Below are 17,218 nucleotides of genomic sequence, written 5' to 3'. Positions count from 1 at the left end.
TGCGAGACGCTTTGCTCTTTGTAAAAGAATACATAGATAGCGGCAGGGAGTACACGGGTTGACGGTAGAACCAGCCCGACAGGCAGCAACAAAAAAAGCGCCTTCCTCGGAAGACGCTTCTTTTTCATTCCCGACTCTTCAGCCCTTCGCCGTCGACAGCGGCTTCAGCCTCGCCTCGATCGCCTCGCGCTTCGGCTCGAGGAACGGGGGCAGCGCCAGCGCCTCGCCGAGGCTGTCCAGCGGCTCGTCGGTGTCGAAGCCGGGACCGTCGGTCGCCAGCTCGAACAGGATGCCGCTGGGCTCGCGGAAGTACAGCGACCGGAAGTAATACCGGTCCACATAGCCCGAGTTGCCGAAGCCCGCCTGCCCGATGCGCTCCACCCACTCGCGCAGCGCCTCTTCGTCCTCGACGCGGAACGCGACATGGTGCACGCCGCCGCGGCCGAGCCGCTCGCGGTCGAGGTCGTGGCGCTCCTCGACATGCACCTCGGCGCCGCTGCCGCCCTCGGCGACCTCGACGACGACGATGTCCGGCTGTCCCGGCACGTCGGCCGGATAGGCGCTTTTGCGGCGGAAGCCCATCAGCTCCGTCAGCACCCGCAGCGTCGGCTCTGCGTCCGCCACGGTGAGCCGCACCGGGCCGAGCCCGAGCACGCCGTGCTCCGGCGGCACCGGGCCGCCTTCCCAGGCGACGCCGGCCGGCACGCCGACGTTGCGCTCGTCGGAGACCAGCCGCATGCGCTGCCCTTCCGGATCGCGAAAGTCGAGCGTCAGCTTCCCGTCGCGCTCCTGCGGCTCGTCATGCTCGACGCCGAGCCGGTCGAAGCGGTCGATCCACCAGCCGATCGAGGCGTCGGTCGGGATGCGCAGCGACGTCGTCGAGATGCTGGAGACGCCGTCCCGGTTGCGCCCCATCATCGGGAGCTCGAAGAAGGTCAGCTCCGTGCCGGGATTGCCTTTTTCATCGCCGTAGAACAGATGGTACATGCTCGTGTCGTCCTGGTTGACCGTCTTCTTGACGAGCCGCATGCCCATGACCTGCGTGTAGAAATCGTAGTTGTTCGCCGCTCGGGCCGTCATGGCCGAGACGTGGTGGATGCCTTTAAGTCCGTTTGCCGCCATTGTCGTTTCCTCCTCCGCTCAGTTCTGTCCCGCCTGGCCGAACGTCCGCTTGAACCATTCCGCCGCCGCCCGGGCTTCCGTGCCCGTCAGCTGGTGGCCGTAGTTTTCCCAATGCACCTCGACCTCGGCGCCCGCTCCGCGCAGCAGCTCCGTCAGCTCCTCCGTCTCATGCGGCGGGCAGATGCGGTCGTTCGCTCCCGCTCCGATGAATACCGGCATGCCGCCGAGCGCCGGCAGCTGCAGGCCGCGCCGGGGCACCATCGGGTGATGCAGCGCCGCGCCGCGGAACGACTCCTGCTCATGAAAGATCAGGCTCGCCGCGATGTTCGCGCCGTTGGAGTAGCCGACCGCGACCATATTGCTCCGGTCGAGGCCGTATTCGGCCGCCGCCGCATCCAGGAACGCATGGAGCTCGCCGGTGCGCAGCACGAGATCCTCCTCGTCGAAGACGCCTTCCGCCAGCCGGCGGAAAAAGCGGGGCATGCCGTTCTCGAGCACCTTGCCCCGAACGGACAGCAGCGCCGAATCGGGCGAGATCATCGCGCCGAGGCCGAGCAGATCATGCTCGTTGCCGCCCGTGCCATGCAGCAGCACGAGCGTCGGAGCCGCCGGGTTTTTGCCTTCTTGGTAAACGTGGATCATGTCCAGGCTCATTGTTGTCCCTCCTTCAGCTTGCGGACCTCGATCGGCAGCAAGCCGTCCTCGATCTGCTGGCGATGCGGCTCGTACCAGGACGGCAGCATCAGCTTGGCGCCCATCTCCTCGGCCGGCTCGTCGACCGCGAAGCCGGGAGGATCCGTCGCGATCTCGAACAGGATGCCCCCGCTCTCGCGGAAGTACACGGCGTTGAAATACTGGCGGTCGATGACCGGAGTCGGCTGGAAGCCCGCTGCCGCCGCGGCTTTGCGCCACTCCTCATGCTCGTCGAAATCCTTGGCGCGCCAGGCGATGTGGTGGACCGTGCCCGCGCCGCCATTGCCCCAGTCCATGTCTCCGACCGGCACGTCGATGACGTTGCCGAGCTCGCCTTCGCCGCGGAAGCGGGCATAGCCGTCCTGCTCGCCGTCCGGCGTCAGGCCGAGCGTGCCGACGAGCGTGCGCCGGGTGCCTGCGCTGTCCGTGCTGTAGAGCACGGCGCCGCCGAAGCCCTTGATCGCGCGATCCGCCGGAATGTCCGCGAAGCCCCATGTATTCAGCGGGCCTTCCTCGCGCTCGACGATTTCCAGCCGCATGCCTTCGCGGTCCGCGAACTGCAGGAACGTCTCGCCGAAGCGCTCGGTCCGCCGCGCCTCGACGCCGAAGCCGGCCAGCCGCTCCTCCCAGTACGGCAGCGCGCCGACCGGGACGCTGAGCGTCGTGATGCCGACCTGGCCGCCGCCGATCCGGCCCTTGCGCGAGCCCGGATGCGGGAAGAACGTCAGGATCGTGCCCGGCGAGCCGCCCTCGTCGCCGAAGTACAGATGGTATACTTCCGGCGCGTCGAAGTTGATCGTCTTTTTGACCATCCGCAGCCCGAGCACGCCGGCATAGAAGTCGACGATGCCCTGCGGGTCGGTCGCGAACGCGGTGATGTGGTGGATGCCTTTCGTCACAGGCTTCATGAATGATGCCTCCCTATTATCTTAAAGTTAAAGTATTAGACCTGAAGCGGCGAATTATGCAATGCGCGCGGCGCGGCGGGCAGGAATGCGCGTCTGCGCCCGCCCCTTCCGCTCCTACCCGGCCTCCGCCCCTTTGCCGAGCTTCTTGAGCAGCTCGGACAACTGCCGCTTCTCCTCCGTGTCGAGCGCGCCGGTCAGCCGGTGGATATGCTCCGCGTGGGAGGGAAAGATCGAATCGAACAGCTGCCGTCCCTCGTCCGTCAGCTCTGCGAACGTCACGCGGCGGTCATCCGGAGACGGGATGCGCCGCAGCAGCCCTTTCTTCTCGAGCTTGTCGATGTTGTAGGTGACGCTGCCGCTCGTGACGAGGATCTTCTCGCCGATCTGCTGCAGCGGGATGCGTCCTTTATTGTAGAGGACCTCCAGCACGGTGAACTCGGAAGGCGACAAGCCGTAGCCCTTCATGTCGCGAATCGCCGGATCCATCACGGAGCGGTACGCCTTGGAGAGGACGACGAACACCTTGAGCGAAAGCTCCCGGTCCGCAGCGGCATCCGCTGAGCCAGGCGCCGCGTCTGCGCCCGTCGCTTCTGGCGCGCCGGGTCCCCCTGTCGTTTCGTTCAGCTCCCGATCCATTTCGTCCTTCATGACGGCATCCCACTTTCGTTTCTTCTTTAATTCAAATATCTTAAATTAAAGATAATAGAAATTGCAGCGGTTGTCAACCTTAGCCGCGGCTGCTCCGCGCAGCGATGCTAATTTGGAAAAAGGAGCCGTCCGAGGTCGTCGCGTCGACGCCCGTGGACAGCCCCTCCTTTCAAGGTCCTGCTTAAAGCACCCGCTTCGCGAAAAGGAAGCGGCCTTTCCAATAGTCGTTGAACTCGTCGATGACGACGCCCGGATCGCCGTAGGTGTGGATCATCTTGCCGTTGCCCGCGAAGATGCTGACATGGCCGACGACCTTGTTGCTGTCGAAGCGGCCCGGCGTGTAGAAGAAGAGCAGATCGCCCGGCTGAAGATCGCTTTGGGATACGCTCCTTCCCAGCTGTCCCTGCTCCCTCGACGTGCGCGGCAAGGATACGCCGACCTTCTCGAACACATACTGGGTGAACGACGAGCAGTCGAAGCGCTTCGTGCTCTCGTACGTGCCGCTGCCGAAATCGTACGGTGTGCCGAGGAAGCGGCGCGCGAGCGACAGCAGCTTGTCCGCATCGGCGGCCGACAGCGTGCCGTATCTGCCGCCGATCGTCTGCGGCCGCGACGTTTCGCTCATCTGCATCGAGATGCCGCGCTGCGTGCTGCTCTTGGCGCTGTCCTGGATCGGCGTGAACCGGAGCTCGCGCGACTGCGCGTTCCAGCGCACCGGCGTCTCGAGCAGCGCCGTCAGCGATTCCGCCGACACGCTCGACTTGCCGCCGATCGACTGCGGCGCGGACGGCAGCTGCACGACGCGGCCGCCGCTCATCGCGTTGCGGTCGCCAAGCCGCAGCCGATAGGCCGCGTCGGTATCGCCGATCGCGTAGCCGTCGCGCAGCTCGCGCACCTGCATGTTGAGCGCCCGCGCGGCATGCTCGATCGGCAGCCATACTTGGCCATCCGCGCCCGTCGCCATCGGCACGCCGGTGACGCGCGTCTTTCCGACGACGATCGTGCCCGCTTCCAGCTGCTGCGAGACCTGCTGCATCTTCATGCGCGCCTCGTCGTACGGCCGCTCCGCCTGCGTGCCGCAGCTCGCCGCCAGCGCAGCCGACGCCGCCAGCAGCGCCTTCAGCGCCGCCCTTCGCGCGGCTTGCGGCCGCTTTTCCTTTGCCATGTCCAACACTCCCCGGAGTCAATGTAAGCTCTCTCCTAGGGTGGATCGGATGCGGAAAATTATGCGCGCGCTCCCTGCGGCTGCGGCAGTCAGTTCGACGTCGGCAGCTCCGCGATGCCGGTGTTGGCCTTGACGAGCACCTCGTCGAACTTGGCCTCGTCCGTCCGGGACGAGAAGTACGTGCCGAGGAAGGCGCCGAGGAAGCCGAGCGGGATCGAGATGATGCCCGGGTTGGTCAGGTCGATGAGCGGCGTGCCGACGAGGATCGCCTTGCCCGCGACCGGATTCCAGACGTTCGGGCTGATCATGACGAGGAACAGGGCCGAGATAAGGCCGGTCAGCATGCCGGTGACCGCGCCGGCGGTGTTGAACCGCTTCCAGAACACGGTGAACAGGATGACCGGCAGGTTCGCGCTTGCCGCGACGGCGAACGCCAGCGAGACGAGGAAGGCGACGTTCAGCTTCTGCGCGAACAGCGCCAGGAGGATCGAGACGATGGCGACGCCGACGGAGGCGTACTTGGCCATGCGCACCTGCTCCTTCTCCTTGGCCTTGCCTTTGCGCAGGATATGGTTGTAGAAGTCATGCGAGAAGGCCGAGGCGGCTGACAGGACGAGTCCCGCGACGACCGCGAGGATCGTGGCGAAGGCGACAGCGGAGACAAAGGCGAACAGGAACTCGCCTCCGAGCACCTTGGCGAGCAGCGGCGCGGCCATGTTGCCGGCGGCGTTGGCCTCGACGATCGCGGCCTCGCCGACGAAGGCGGCTGCGCCGAAGCCGAGGAACAGCGTCATGACGTAGAAGACGCCGATGATCCAGGTCGCGACGACGACGGACTTGCGCGCGGTCGGCGCGTCCTTGACCGTGAAGAAGCGGATCAGGATATGCGGCAGGCCGGCGGTGCCGAGCACAAGCGCCAGGTTGAGCGAGATCGTGTCGAGCCCGTTCGTGAACTTGTTGCCCGGATTGAGGAACGCCTCACCGAGGCCGGTGGCCGTCTTCATCTCGGTGAACATATGGCCGACGTTGAAGTCGAACTTGGCGAATACGATGAGCGAGATGATGAGCGTGCCGGCCATGAGCAGCACGCACTTGATGATCTGCACCCAGCTCGTCGCCGTCATGCCGCCGAAGACGACGTAGACGGTCATGAGCACGCCCACAATGAGCACGCTCGTCGTATAGTCGAGGCTCGGGATGAGCAGGGCGATCAGGCCGCCCGCGCCGACGAGCTGCGCGATCATGTAGAAGATCGAGATGACGATCGAGTTGAGCGCGGCGACGCCGCGGATCTTCGCCTGGTTGAAGCGCGCGGCGATCATGTCGGCCATTGTGTAGCGGCCGAGGTTGCGCAGCGGCTCGGCGACCAGGTACAGCACGACGAGATAGGCGACGAGGAAGCCGATGCTGTAGAAGAAGCCGTCGAAGCCGAACAGCGCGATCATGCCGGCGATGCCGAGGAACGAGGCCGCGGACATGTAGTCGCCCGCGATCGCGAGCCCGTTCTGCCAGCCGGTCAGTCCGCCTCCGGCGGTGTAGAATTCATTGGCGGTCTTCGTTTTTTTGGAGGCGTAGTAGGTGATGACGAGCGTGCCGAGCACGATCAGCAGGAACAGCAGGAACGCGGTGTTCATGACGTCTTCCGTCCTTTCTTGTCCGGGGCTTGGCCGCGCTCGGCGACCTCGGCCTTGATGGCTTCGACCATCTCATCGAAGCGGGCGGCCCTGCGGGTGTAGATGATGCAGAGCGCCCACGTCATGATGAACTGCGCGCTGGCGAGCAGCCACGCCCAGGAGACGGGACCGACGGCCGGCTCGTTGAGCACGGTCGAGAAGGCGGTCAGGAGCGGGAGCGTGAAGTAGAAGGCCAGGAAGAAAACGCTCATGGGAAGCAGAAACTGTTTCTTCTTGCGAAGCAGCCTGCGGAACGAATCCGAATGGGCTACATCCGTGTACGTCAGTTTGGACACCGGACTTCCTCCTTTATGAAAACGCTTCCCTATAACTATAGCGAGCGTCGGGCGAAGAAGGAACGGGGTCGGCGCGAAACGTCGGAATCGGGGCGCGAACGGTTGGAAATTCAAACTTGACTCGCCAGCGAGCGAACACAGCGTCCTGGCCGCATTAGGGTCAAGAATGATCCTGCAGGGAGGGCCACGCTGTGCGCCAGGCGCGCTCCGCCAGCCCCGCCGCCCATCGCGACGAGCGAGTCGGGCGTTCCCATTCGCCTGCTCCGCCAGCTAATGATACTCACAGCCCTTATTCCTTCCGATTCGCGCCGAATGGAATGCTAACGATACGGACAGGCCTTATTGCTGCCCAAGTCGCTCCCAAAGCCGCTTTTTCGACAAAATAGCGCTCCTCCGTATCGATAGCTCCGAAAAAGCCATCCAAACCGCCAAATAGCGCTTGCTGGTATCGTTAGGGTCAGGCAGGGGGCGCTGCGCCGCCAGACGCATCCGCTCAGCTTCCTTCCAGCAGCCGCAGCATGTCCTTCGCGGCTGCGCGCGAGACCGGAATCCGCTCTCCCTCGGCATGCTTCAGCACCAGATTGTACGCACCGTTGAACCAGGGCTCGATCTCCTTGATATAGTCGAGATGGACGAGATAGCTGCGATGCGGGCGAAAAAATCCGCGGCCGAGCCGTTCCTCCAGCTCCTGCAGCGTCTGCCGGGTGAAATGGTCCGAGCCGTCGGCCATGCGCAGGCGCGTGGACTTGTCCTCCTTGGCGGCGTACAGCAGCAGCGCCGCGTCGAGCACGATCATGCGGCCGCCGTCCTCGACGAGCAGCCGTGCCTTGCGCGGGACGGAGGCGGCTGGATCTATGCCAGCGTGATCGATTCTCGGGACGGCTCCGGCGGCGGGAGAAGCGGCGGCCGAGGCCACCTCGCCCTCTTGCTGATCGGACGGCCGGACCGAGCCCTCCAAAGACGGGGCGGCGGACAAGTCCGCTACGGCCGCCGCCTCGGCGAGCGGGCGATCCGCGCCGCCCTCCGTCTCCGGCAACATGCCACCTGCCGGACCGCCCTCCCGGCTCGCCGGCTCCGTCCCCGCTTCCTTGCGCTGCCGCAGCCGGGCCAGCGCTTCGCGCAGCCGCTCCTCCTCGTACGGCTTGAGCAGGTAGTCGACCGCCTCGACGCCGAACGCCTCCACCGCATAGCGGTCGTAGGCGGTCGTGAACACGATCATCGGCGCGGAGCCCTCCTCCCGCAGCCGCCGAGCCGCCTGCAGGCCGCTGCCCTCCGGCATCTCCACGTCGAGGAACAGCGCGTCCGGCCGCAGGCGGCGGGCCTGCTCCAGCGCCTCGCGCCCGCTGCACGCCTGGCCGACCAGCTCGACGCCGGCCTCCCGCGACAGCAGGTAGACGAGCTCCTCCCGCGCGAGCCGCTCGTCGTCGGCAATGAGCACGGTCAGCGATCGCCCCGTGCCTTTCTCCAAGTCTCTCAATCCGCATCCCTCCTCGCCCGCGGCAGCCGGAACGTCACGCGGCTCCCGCCCTCGGGCAGATTCTCATATACGAGCGCGGCCTCCGCTCCAACGAGCCGGATGAGCCGCTGATTGACGTTGTACACGCCGAGACCGTTGCTCGCCCCCGCCGCGTCCGGCTCTGCGGCCGGAGGCTTCGCGTCCAGCGCGGCGCGGGGCCCGGCTTGCAGCGGCGCCTGCGACGCTGCGCCGAGCGGCGCCTGCGGCACCGCCTCCAGCGTCGCCAGCGGCGCGGCCCCTAGCAGCGGCAGCAGCTCCGCCCGGATGCCGGTGCCGTTGTCCCGCACGGAAATGAGGATCCCTTCCGCATCCGCCTCCGCTTCGACGGCAGCCGCTCCGCCGGCCGGCCGGCTCGCCAGCCCGTGGCGGATGCAGTTCTCCACGAGCGGCTGCAGCGTCGACGGCGGGATGAACGCATCGGGCAGCCCGTCGCCCGAGAGGCCCCGCAGCTCCATCTGGTCGCCGAAGCGCACGCGCAGGATGTCCAGATACGCGCCGAGATGCTCCAGCTCCTGGCTCAGCGGGATGAGCGGCGAGTGCGCCGTGCGCAGGCTCGCCCGCATGAACTGCGCGAGCTGCCGCGTCAGCTGCCGCGCGTCGTCCGGCGCGGTGCGGATGAGCGTGACGATGGAATTAAGCGTGTTGAACAGAAAATGAGGATGGATCTGCGCCTGCAGCGCCCTCAGCTCGGCGTCCTTGGTCAGCACCTCCAGCTCCGCCGCCCGCGACAGCGTCAGCTGCGTCGAGAGCAGGCGGGCGAGGCCCGCCGCGAACTCCTCCTCGATGCGCCGCACCTGCCGGCGGCTGCGGTAGAACAGCTGCAGCGCGCCGACCGGCTGGCCGGCCTGCCGGAACGGGATGAGCACGACGGCGCCCGGCCCCTGCTTGCTCTCCAGCACGCCGCGCCTGGCGAGCGCCGCGGCCCGCTGCCGCAGCCTTCCCCCTGCCGGATGCGGCGGCTCGTCCGCCGTCCGCGTCGGCTCGGCGACGAGCACCCGGTCCTCTTGCAGCGCGCGTCGGCACGGCGCCGAGGCGAGCGGATGCTCGGGCCGGAACCGCTCCGCGCCGGGACCGCAATGCGCCAGCACGGCGGCCGTGTCCGCCACGGCGACCGCGTCGACTCCGAGCGCGCCCGCGAGCTCGCGGGCCGCGGCGGCCGCCCGGTCGGGCGTGAGCTGGCCTTCCAGATGCGGCAGCACCGTGCCGGCGACCGCGAGCGCCCGCTGCGTCTCCGCCGCCCCGGCGCGCTCCTGCTCGCCAAGCGCGACCTGGATCATCGCGACGAACAAGGCGATGCCGAGGCTGCTGGAGATGACCATCGGCATGCCGATCTCGTTGACGAGGCGGATCGACTCCGGCGACGCGGTCGTGGCGATGAGGATGACGCCCATTTGCAGGATCGGGGCGAACACGCCGATAAAAAACGCCTTGATCGGCGCGATGATCCGCTCTTCATAGAAGAAGCGGGCGACCAGTCCGGCGAGCAGCCCGATGATCGGCGTCGAGATGAGGTAGGCGTCTGCGGCCATGCCGTCGAGCGAGGCGGCGTACGCGCCGGCGATGAGGCCCGCTCCGGCCCCGACGCTCGCTCCGCCGAGCAGCCCCCCAAGCACGACGCCGATCAGCGCCGAGTGCGCCAGCAGCTGATCCGGCCGCGCCTCGCGGATCCAGAAGGCGGCGTCCATGCCGCCCGGTCCCGCCAGCACGCCCGCATGCGTGCCGGCGATGCCGATGAGGCCGAACATGACGGCGTGCAGCAGCCCCGTCCGCAGTGTGACGGCGCGGTCGAGCAGCATGCGGAACAGCGGCAGCCGGGTCATGATGAACATCAGGATGAGCAGCATGCCCATCCGTTCGATGAGCGCGCGCGTGTAGGCTTCCATCGCGTCCGTCCTTTCGGTTCTTTTCATATGGTAGCGCATACATGGTTGAAAATGGACAATCGCTTGCCTGTATTGTACCCGATCCGGCGCTCCGCCGGAATGAGGCTCCGCGCACAAAGAGTCTCGAGCCGGACGAGCGGCCGAACGGACGCCTTCCGTCAGGATGGCGATCCGGAAGAAATCCGCCTCCCCTGGTTCGGTTATGCTTAGACGTGAAAGCACACTCCCCTTCGAAAGGTTGGAATCCTCCATGGCCAAGCTTACTCCGTACCTCATGTCCGTCAACGCCCGTCAGCAGGCGGAATTTTATATCGAAGCGCTCGGCGGCGAAATTCTGAACGTCATGACGCATGACCAGATGCCCGGCGCCGGACCGGACGCCTCGGACAAGGTGCTCCACATGACGATCGTCGCCGGCGGCGTGACGTTTTTCCTATGTGACGGCATCCTGACGCCGCAGCCGGGCAGCCATACGTTCCTGTCGCTGGAGTTCACGGACGACGCGGATGCGCGCAGCGCCTTTGACCGCTTGTCGCAGGACGGCCAAATCTACCATCCGCTCGAGCAGGCGTTCTGGGGCACGCTGTTCGGCCAGCTGACGGACCGCTTCGGCGTGAACTGGATGATTACGACGGAGCAGCAGACCCGGTAGCCGGAGCTTCGCCGTTTCGTCGGAAAATCAAAAAAGGGCTGTCCCCGGTCAACCTCGTTGACCTTCGAGGACAGCCTTTTTGGGCCGTTCAGCCGGTCAAGCCCGGCTCAGCTCGTAGAATACGCCGTCCAGAATCATCAGCAGCGTCGAGTCGTCCTTGATGAAGAACATGCCGCTCGGTCCCGCGAAATCTTTGATCTCGACTGTCTGCGCCGACTCTCCTTCGATGCCGAGGTCGCTCAGCTGCATCCGGTAATCCTGAGCGAACTGCTCGGCGGTCAAGGACTTCTCCTCGTACACGGGATTCGCCGTCTCGGCGTCGCCGAAGCGGGCCGATTCCTTGGAGAAGGACGCCTCCTGGCCGATCAGGGATTCATCCGGTCCGGCGGATACGGGCGTGCTGGCCACGTCGCCGGTCACCTTCCACTCGCCGAAATAGCGGACGGCTCCGGCCTCGGCCCCGCTGCCGGCATTGTCCGCGCCGCCGGTCTCGGCGGGCGGCGCCGCCCCCGACGGCTGCACGCTCGCCGACGCTTGCGGCGATGGAGCCGCGGCCGTCGGGGACGGGCTCGGCTCGTTCTTCGCATTGGAGCAGGCGGCGAGCGCGATCGAGGCTCCGAGCAGCAGCACGGCCGCTTTTTTCGTTTTCATGGTCATGGGATTGCTCCTCCCTCGTTGTCGGTGAAATAGCAAAAAAGCCTGCCTGAGCAGCAAGCTCCTTTCCCTTCCCTTACCTCGTTCCGCTTCCACCTAATCGCCGCGATCCGGAAACGCCCGCTTCAAGCTGGCCGCCAGCTCGGCTCGAACCGCCTTGGGCAAGCCCGCCACGACGAGCAGATAGCTCTCCTGGAGCATGCCCTCCACGACGTCGTCCGGCACGGCGCCGCCGAGCACGACGGTGTTCCAGTGCCGCTTGTTCATGTGATAGCCCGGCAGCACCGCGTCCGGGTACGTCTCCCGCTGCAGCCACGCCTCGTCCGGACTGACCTTGAGATTGACGCTCTCGACCCCTCCGGTGGAGCCGAGCAGGGCGAACATCTTGTCCTTCACGAACAGCACCGGCATATGCGGGTCGAACGGGGTTTTCACGCTCGCGCCGGGGTAGCCGAGGCCGATCCGCAGAAGCTTTTCGTGGTTCATCGTTTACCTCCCGAATGGTTGATCCTGCTACTGGTTATCGCACTTAATCGCTTGCCGGTCAAGGGATGCGCGGCCCGTGTCCGTGATTGCCCTGCAACCTTCTCGTGTAAGAACCGTCTGAGAGAGCAACCGCAGCATCCCATCCAACACAGGAGGAGATCATCATGAAAAAGAGGTTGAAAACGACAGCCGCATCGCTGCTCGTCCTGTCGCTGACGGCTGGCGGAGCCGGCTCCGCCTTCGCGCTGGAGGGCCAGCCGGCCCCGGCGCCGGGCCATGCGGCCATTACGGCCGTGACTGAAGCGTCCTCGTCCCAGCAGCACTACCGGGAGTACATCTCGATCCTCGCCTCCGGCAATCTCGCCCGAGCCGTCAACTACCTGAACAACCATCTGTCCAAGGTCGACAGCTGGACCGCCTCGATGATGGCGCTGCGCCTGGAGAACGCCCAAAACGCCGCGCTCGGCAAGCTGCAGCAGCGCTATGAGCAGAGCGGCGTGCAAAAGGCGATCGACGACGCCTGGAGGGCGGGCGGCAGCGGCACGTATACGTCGCTGCTGAAGCATGCGAAGGGCGAGAGCGTCCGCAAGCTGCTGGCCGATTCTCGCGATCAGGGCTATGCCGTCGCGACGGCGGAGGGCATGTTTTTCCCGGTGATCAACTACCCGCTGTACGAGAACTGGAAAAGCCGCGTCACCGCCGACATCCAGCTGTACGTCAAGCTGATGGCCGACGAGGTGCGCAAGCCGACGCTGCGCGACGCCGGTCTCGTCATCGGCTGGGGCGAGCTGCTGCAGCGCGATCTCGACGCGGAGAAGTTCCTGCTGCAGTACAGGAGCTCGAACCGCTACAAGGCGGTGAGCGAGCGCTACGAGCAGCTCAAGACGCATCTGTTCTACGGCAGCAACAATACGCCGCTGTTCGACTACGATACCAAGAAGATCGACGCCGAGGCGCTGGCCGCCTACAAGAAGGCCGTCGCCGACGCCGCCAGCTCCAGCAGCTTCACTCCGCTGCTGATGAAGGTCAAAAACTTCCTGACGGTCGTCGAGCGCAATGACGGAAACTACACCGACGACGTGAAGAAATGGCTGAGCGTCCAGGCGCCGACCGGCGCTTGACGGAGCGAGGACATCCCGAAATGGGTCGGGCTGCGCGGCGCGGGCGGACTCGTTCGGCGGCTGCAGCCCGATTAAATCGGGTTGCATAGCTCGCGCGGCCTCGTTCAGCGGCTGCAGCCCGATTAAATCGGGTTGCATAGCTCGCGCGGCCTCGTTCAGCGGCTGCAGCCCGATCAATTCGGGTTGCGCGGCGCCGCCCACTTGTGCCTCCTTCCAGATTCAAGAAACTAAAAAAAGCAAAAACCGGCTGCGACAGCCGGTTTTTGCTTTTTTTAAGGAGCAAGAACTCTTAGGGCTGCCCCGGCGCCGGCTGCTGGCGCGTCCTAACGCCATTTTTGCCGTTTAGGAGCTCGCTTTCTTCGTTGCGGCGCGTCCTAACGCCATTTTTGCCGTTAAGGAGCTCGCTTCCTTCGCTGTGGCGCTTCCTAACGCCATTTTTGCCGTTAAGGAGCCCGCTTCCTTCGCTGTGGCGCTCTGCTGGGATACCGATGCGCATTTCAACCCGAGGCCATGCTTCCCGCAAGGCCGCGCCTCTCAGGGTTCGCCCCTTCCGCTCATTAAGATCCGCTTCTCTCGGAATCCGCCTATCAGGATCCGCCCTCTAGGATCTGCTTCGCTCAGAGCTCGCTCCTCTCAGGCTTCGCTCCCCGCGGAGAAGACCCACAAGCGCTGCGCGTCTCCACGCTTCAGCTTCAGCGTCAGCGGCTGACGACGACCTGGATCGTGTCGCTCGACGTGACGCCGGCGGCGTTGACGAGCTCGACGCGATAGCTATAGACGCCGGGCGCACGGCCGGCAAGGTCCGTGAACGCGGCCTGCGCGCTCGGCGTCGACGCGCTCAGCGCCTGGACGTCGATGAGCGTGCCGTTTTCGTACAGCCGGTACTCCGTCGCGTTCGTGCCCCACCACAGATTGGCCGAGATGCGGTAGCTGCCGTCGCCGTCCCAGTTGTTGTGCGACACGGACGGCTTGCCCGGATTGGCGTCGGTCACGGCGACGCGGAGCTGCGCGCTTTTCGTGACGCCATGCGGATTGATCAGCTCAGCCGTGTAGACGTAGACGCCGTTTTTCTTGCCGCTGAACTCGGTGCGGACCGATTGGGCGGCCGGCGTGCGGTCCGCCAGCACCTCGGTACGGACGAGCATCCCGTTTTCATAGAGTCGGAAAATGGAGCCGTTCTCGCCCCACCACAAATTCATCGTCACGGCATACTGGCCGTCCCGCAGCCCGTTCTTGTGGCCGCTGTCGTCGCTCAGCACCGGCACGCCCGGAGCGCCGGACGCGCCGCCCGCTTGCGCCCGCACCTGGAACGCCGTCGTCTGCTCCGCCACGTTGCCCGCAAGATCGGTCACGACATAACGGATCGTGTGGCTGCCGAGTCCAAGATCGGCCGCGAGCCGCGAGCTGCCGCTCTCGATCGGCAGTCCGTCCAGCAGCAGCTCGCTCGCCGCGATGCCGGAGATCGCGTCGGAGGCGGCGAGCTCGAAGCGCAGCTCGTCCGTAAAGCCAGCGTCCGTCACCGGAGCGCCGGACTGCGTCAGCTGGACGGTCGGCACGGTGCGGTCGAGGCGCACGACGGCGGTTTTGGCCGCCTCGCGGTTGCCGGCCGCATCGACGGAGTAGTAACGGATCGTCGTCTCGCCCTCGCTTTCGACGGACGCCGGTCCCGCATAGCGGATCGGCTCCCCGCCGTTCAGCGTGTAGAAGGTCGCCAGCTCGCCGGCCCGGTCATCCGTCGCAGCCAGCGTGAACGCGGCCGGCTCGCGATGCCAGCCTGCCGCATTGGGCTCGCCGGACAGCGTCAGCGCGGTCGAAGGCGCGATGCGGTCTGCCGGGGCGGCGATATCCTCCAGTCCGCGCGGCTTGAGCTGATAGGTTCCCTTGAAGATCGAGGCGATGCCCTGCAGCACGACGCGGTCGCCGTTGCCGTAGCCGAACTCGCTCCGGCTCAGGCCAGTGCGGACGTCGACGCGGATACGGGTCTTGGTGCCGGCATCGGTCGTCGCATCGAACTCGAACGATCCGCTCGGAGCCGCGTCGGCGAGATTCGAGATGACCGCCTCGCCGATCGAGACAAGCATGCCTTGGTTGGCGTCCGAGACGCCGACGGCATCGGCGGCCGCCGGCGGCGCTCCGCCGCCGACGACGCTGAGCGCGCTCAGGTCGGTCAGCTCCAGCTCGGTGTTGTAGACGGCGAGCCGGCCGGTCAGCGTCACGCGGTCGCCGGCCTTGACGCCGGGCGCGCTCTGGTAGACGTAGATGCCGCCGCTCTCGTCCTGCAGGTAGAACGACTCGCCGCCGCCGTAGATGCCCGGCTCATGCAGCGCCGTCCCGGTCAGCGTCACGGTCGTGCCGGCGGGCAGCGCCCGCGCCGCGGCAATCGACAGCGCCGGCGTCGGGCTTGGGCTGACGCTCGGCGTCGCGCTCGGGCTTGGCGTCGGCGTTGCCGTCGGCTCCGGCGTCGCGCTCGGCGTCGGCGTCGCCGTTGGCGTCGCGCTCGGGCTGGCCGGCGGCGTTGCTGTCGGCGTCGGCGTCGGCAGCGGCTCCGCCGGCACGTCGCCCAGCGTCGCCGGGGAGGTCTTGAGGTTCGTGCCGTTCAGCCGCAGCCGCATGTTGGCAGCGCCGCTGGAGCCGGGCTTCAGCCGTACGGTCAGCTCCTTGGACGCATAGCCCGCGCTGTCCGCCTGCAGGCTGAACGCCGCGCTGTACGCATAAGCGCTCGGCCAGCTGCCGTCGGCATTCTGCACCTGGGCGATCTGCGTGCCGTTCGCTGTCGTGTACACGCCGAAGCTGTACCCGGACACCGTCTGTCCCGGCGTCAGGCCGCTCGCCGTGACGCGCAGCGGGAACTCGGCGCCGGAATTCGGCAGCACGGCCTGCGCCTCGAAGCCGTAGCCGACCGTGCCCGGAGCCGGCGTCGGCGAGCTTGTCGGCGTCGGGGTGCCGCTCGGCGACGCCGTCGGCGAAGCGCTCGGGCTTGGCGTCGAGCCGCCGACATAGCCGTAGGAGCCGGCCTTGAACGTCGCCGGGTCGTACCATTTGTAGCCGGCGCTCGGCGCGGCCCAAGGCTCGGCCTGCGGCTCGGTCGACGCGGCCGGATTCTCCATCGCGAGCAGCGGCGTCGGCGAGTCGAGCTGCAGCCCGTCCACCTGGGCGAAGCTCGTGTAGCTTTCGTCCACGGACAGCCAGTCGATCAGGTTGACGAGCAGCCGGCCGTCGTCCTGCTCCTTGAAGCCGTCATACGTCGTCTTGCGCGCGCCCGTCTCCTCCCGCAGGTACTTCGGCGTCGCATCCTCGACCGGCGAGGAGTCGCCGATGAACGCCGCCTTGCCTGCGCCCTTCTTGGAAACGGCGACGTACGGGCCTTCCTCGACGCCGCCGCCGTTGTAGACGCCCTGGTCGACGGCGCTGCCCCATTTCTGGGTCGTCTTCGGCACGTAGACGATGCCCTTGGCCTTGGCCGGGTCGACGATCGCGAGCGTGGAGCCGGCATGCATCGCGACCGCTCCCACGCCCTGCGTGATGCCGAAGGACTGCGCCGGAGGCACGATGACGTTCGCGTTCAGGTCGCCGAGCGCATTGTAGCGGAAGCGGATGCCGAACTGCTCGGCCAGCCAGTCGGAGCTGACGACGCCCTGCATCGCGGCGGACGCGGCTTCCTCGGCGCTCATCCCTTTGGCCGGATTGCTCCACGCTCCGCGGCGGTAGCCGTTGTACACCTCGCTGCCGTCCCAGCGGTTCTTGTTGCGGTCGGCGTTGTAGTGGTCCCCGATGAAAAAGACGCTGCCGCCCCCGTCCACGTACGCGGCCAGCGCCGCCTGCTCGCTCGCCTTCAGCGGCACTTGCGCCTCCGCCGTCACGAACACGTCGTACGGCTGCAGGTCCGCCAGCGCGATCGGGCCGGACTTGCGCAGCTCCTGCACATCGTAGCCGTTCTGCGCGAGCGCGTTGCCGAAGTCCGAGAAGCCGCCGTCGATGACCCAATCGGCCGCTCCGGCCGTATTGCCGTGCGCGTTGTCGAACAGGATCTTCTTGCCGGCATTGTGGTTGACGACCTTGGCCTTGATGAACGGCGCCGGGTCGGCGGGTCCTTCGGCATGGGCGACGCTGCCTCCCCAGGCGAGCGGCGCCGCAGGCAGCGCGACGGCTGCCGCGAGCAGCGCGCTCATCCATCTTTTGCCCCAGCTGCGGGACGGGTGCTTGTCCTTCATCCGGATCCTCCTCCGAGATCTGCTGCGAATCAGCCGCCTTCCCGGCGGACTGTGGCCCTATCGTAGCATGCACATCGGTTCTCGAGGGTTGAAAATTTGTAAAAAAAAGAAGATCAGGAAATTCGTCCTGATCTTCCAGTCACGCTTCGACAGCGGCGGGGAAGGGCTTTTCGCCCTTCCTTTTCCGCGC

14 protein-coding genes are annotated in these 17,218 nt (G+C 66.4%); 2 read left to right on the top strand and 12 right to left on the bottom strand.

Features of this window, described 5'->3' with window-relative positions; translation table 11 throughout:
• Positions 1 to 138 precede the first annotated feature (138 nt).
• The 9 genes from B8V81_RS13405 to B8V81_RS13365 all read right to left on the bottom strand — a co-directional run bounded on the left by B8V81_RS13405 (position 139) and on the right by B8V81_RS13365 (position 9,904).
• Complete coding sequence (locus tag B8V81_RS13405) at positions 139 to 1,122, bottom strand: ring-cleaving dioxygenase (protein ID WP_101808533.1); 984 nt, start codon at positions 1,120 to 1,122, stop codon at positions 139 to 141.
• Positions 1,123 to 1,140: 18 nt separating this feature from the next.
• The gene (locus B8V81_RS13400; protein ID WP_180968524.1) at positions 1,141 to 1,764 is read right to left on the bottom strand and encodes an alpha/beta hydrolase; all 624 of its coding nucleotides are present in this window, start codon (positions 1,762 to 1,764) and stop codon (positions 1,141 to 1,143) included.
• 8 nt (positions 1,765 to 1,772) lie between these two features.
• Positions 1,773 to 2,723 (bottom strand): VOC family protein, encoded by a 951-nt coding sequence (locus B8V81_RS13395; protein ID WP_028600104.1) that lies wholly within the window; start codon positions 2,721 to 2,723, stop codon positions 1,773 to 1,775.
• Between the two features lie 114 nt (positions 2,724 to 2,837).
• Positions 2,838 to 3,371 carry a MarR family winged helix-turn-helix transcriptional regulator gene (locus B8V81_RS13390; protein ID WP_280522975.1) on the bottom strand — a complete coding sequence of 178 codons (534 nt, stop codon included), beginning with the start codon at positions 3,369 to 3,371 and terminating at the stop codon, positions 2,838 to 2,840.
• Positions 3,372 to 3,552: 181 nt separating this feature from the next.
• Positions 3,553 to 4,536, bottom strand: coding sequence for a C40 family peptidase (locus B8V81_RS13385; protein WP_101808532.1), 984 nt, complete (start codon positions 4,534 to 4,536; stop codon positions 3,553 to 3,555).
• An 89-nt stretch (positions 4,537 to 4,625) separates the two neighbouring features.
• Positions 4,626 to 6,170, bottom strand: a complete 1,545-nt coding sequence (locus B8V81_RS13380) for a solute symporter family protein (RefSeq protein WP_028600103.1) — start codon at positions 6,168 to 6,170, stop codon at positions 4,626 to 4,628.
• On the bottom strand, positions 6,167 to 6,505 hold the full coding sequence (locus tag B8V81_RS13375; RefSeq protein ID WP_028600102.1) for a DUF485 domain-containing protein: 339 nt from the start codon (positions 6,503 to 6,505) through the stop codon (positions 6,167 to 6,169). Before B8V81_RS13375 ends, B8V81_RS13380 begins: the two co-directional genes overlap by 4 nt.
• A 493-nt stretch (positions 6,506 to 6,998) precedes the next feature.
• Positions 6,999 to 7,982: a LytR/AlgR family response regulator transcription factor gene (locus B8V81_RS13370; protein WP_084137490.1), complete on the bottom strand. Its 984-nt coding sequence runs from the start codon at positions 7,980 to 7,982 to the stop codon at positions 6,999 to 7,001.
• Positions 7,979 to 9,904, bottom strand: a complete 1,926-nt coding sequence (locus B8V81_RS13365) for a LytS/YhcK type 5TM receptor domain-containing protein (RefSeq protein WP_028600100.1) — start codon at positions 9,902 to 9,904, stop codon at positions 7,979 to 7,981. The genes B8V81_RS13370 and B8V81_RS13365 overlap by 4 nt, the downstream gene beginning before the upstream one ends.
• A gap of 250 nt (positions 9,905 to 10,154) precedes the next feature.
• Between B8V81_RS13365 and B8V81_RS13360 the strand changes: the two genes are divergently transcribed.
• Complete coding sequence (locus B8V81_RS13360) at positions 10,155 to 10,556, top strand: VOC family protein (protein WP_028600099.1); 402 nt, start codon at positions 10,155 to 10,157, stop codon at positions 10,554 to 10,556.
• Positions 10,557 to 10,652: 96 nt separating this feature from the next.
• Here B8V81_RS13360 and B8V81_RS13355 read toward each other — a convergent pair whose 3' ends face one another.
• Positions 10,653 to 11,213, bottom strand: coding sequence for a hypothetical protein (locus B8V81_RS13355; protein WP_101808531.1), 561 nt, complete (start codon positions 11,211 to 11,213; stop codon positions 10,653 to 10,655).
• Between the two features lie 93 nt (positions 11,214 to 11,306).
• On the bottom strand, positions 11,307 to 11,696 hold the full coding sequence (locus tag B8V81_RS13350; protein WP_043111682.1) for an MmcQ/YjbR family DNA-binding protein: 390 nt from the start codon (positions 11,694 to 11,696) through the stop codon (positions 11,307 to 11,309).
• A 164-nt stretch (positions 11,697 to 11,860) separates the two neighbouring features.
• On the opposite strand from B8V81_RS13350, the gene B8V81_RS13345 reads away from it, so the two are divergent.
• Entirely contained in the window at positions 11,861 to 12,817 is a 957-nt protein-coding gene (locus tag B8V81_RS13345; protein WP_101808530.1) for a hypothetical protein, read from the top strand.
• Positions 12,818 to 13,515: 698 nt separating this feature from the next.
• Here the strand turns inward: B8V81_RS13345 and B8V81_RS24830 are convergent.
• Positions 13,516 to 16,986 carry an OmpL47-type beta-barrel domain-containing protein gene (locus B8V81_RS24830; RefSeq protein WP_425320497.1) on the bottom strand — a complete coding sequence of 1,157 codons (3,471 nt, stop codon included), beginning with the start codon at positions 16,984 to 16,986 and terminating at the stop codon, positions 13,516 to 13,518.
• Positions 16,987 to 17,218 lie beyond the last annotated feature (232 nt).

Source organism: Paenibacillus pasadenensis, assembly GCF_002864175.1.
Lineage (GTDB): Bacteria > Bacillota > Bacilli > Paenibacillales > Paenibacillaceae > Paenibacillus_O > Paenibacillus_O pasadenensis.
Note: the sequence above shows the minus strand (reverse complement) of the source record. Positions and strands in the feature narration are given on the sequence as shown.

Coding starts and splice junctions, on each gene's coding strand:
- B8V81_RS13405 (WP_101808533.1), bottom strand. CDS start 1,122: ATGGCGGCAAACGGACTTAAAGGCATCCACCACGTCTCGGCCATGACG.
- B8V81_RS13400 (WP_180968524.1), bottom strand. CDS start 1,764: ATGATCCACGTTTACCAAGAAGGCAAAAACCCGGCGGCTCCGACGCTC.
- B8V81_RS13395 (WP_028600104.1), bottom strand. CDS start 2,723: ATGAAGCCTGTGACGAAAGGCATCCACCACATCACCGCGTTCGCGACC.
- B8V81_RS13390 (WP_280522975.1), bottom strand. CDS start 3,371: ATGAAGGACGAAATGGATCGGGAGCTGAACGAAACGACAGGGGGACCC.
- B8V81_RS13385 (WP_101808532.1), bottom strand. CDS start 4,536: ATGGCAAAGGAAAAGCGGCCGCAAGCCGCGCGAAGGGCGGCGCTGAAG.
- B8V81_RS13380 (WP_028600103.1), bottom strand. CDS start 6,170: ATGAACACCGCGTTCCTGCTGTTCCTGCTGATCGTGCTCGGCACGCTC.
- B8V81_RS13365 (WP_028600100.1), bottom strand. CDS start 9,904: ATGGAAGCCTACACGCGCGCGCTCATCGAACGGATGGGCATGCTGCTC.
- B8V81_RS13360 (WP_028600099.1), top strand. CDS start 10,155: ATGGCCAAGCTTACTCCGTACCTCATGTCCGTCAACGCCCGTCAGCAG.
- B8V81_RS13355 (WP_101808531.1), bottom strand. CDS start 11,213: ATGACCATGAAAACGAAAAAAGCGGCCGTGCTGCTGCTCGGAGCCTCG.
- B8V81_RS13350 (WP_043111682.1), bottom strand. CDS start 11,696: ATGAACCACGAAAAGCTTCTGCGGATCGGCCTCGGCTACCCCGGCGCG.
- B8V81_RS13345 (WP_101808530.1), top strand. CDS start 11,861: ATGAAAAAGAGGTTGAAAACGACAGCCGCATCGCTGCTCGTCCTGTCG.
- B8V81_RS24830 (WP_425320497.1), bottom strand. CDS start 16,986: ATGAGCGCGCTGCTCGCGGCAGCCGTCGCGCTGCCTGCGGCGCCGCTC.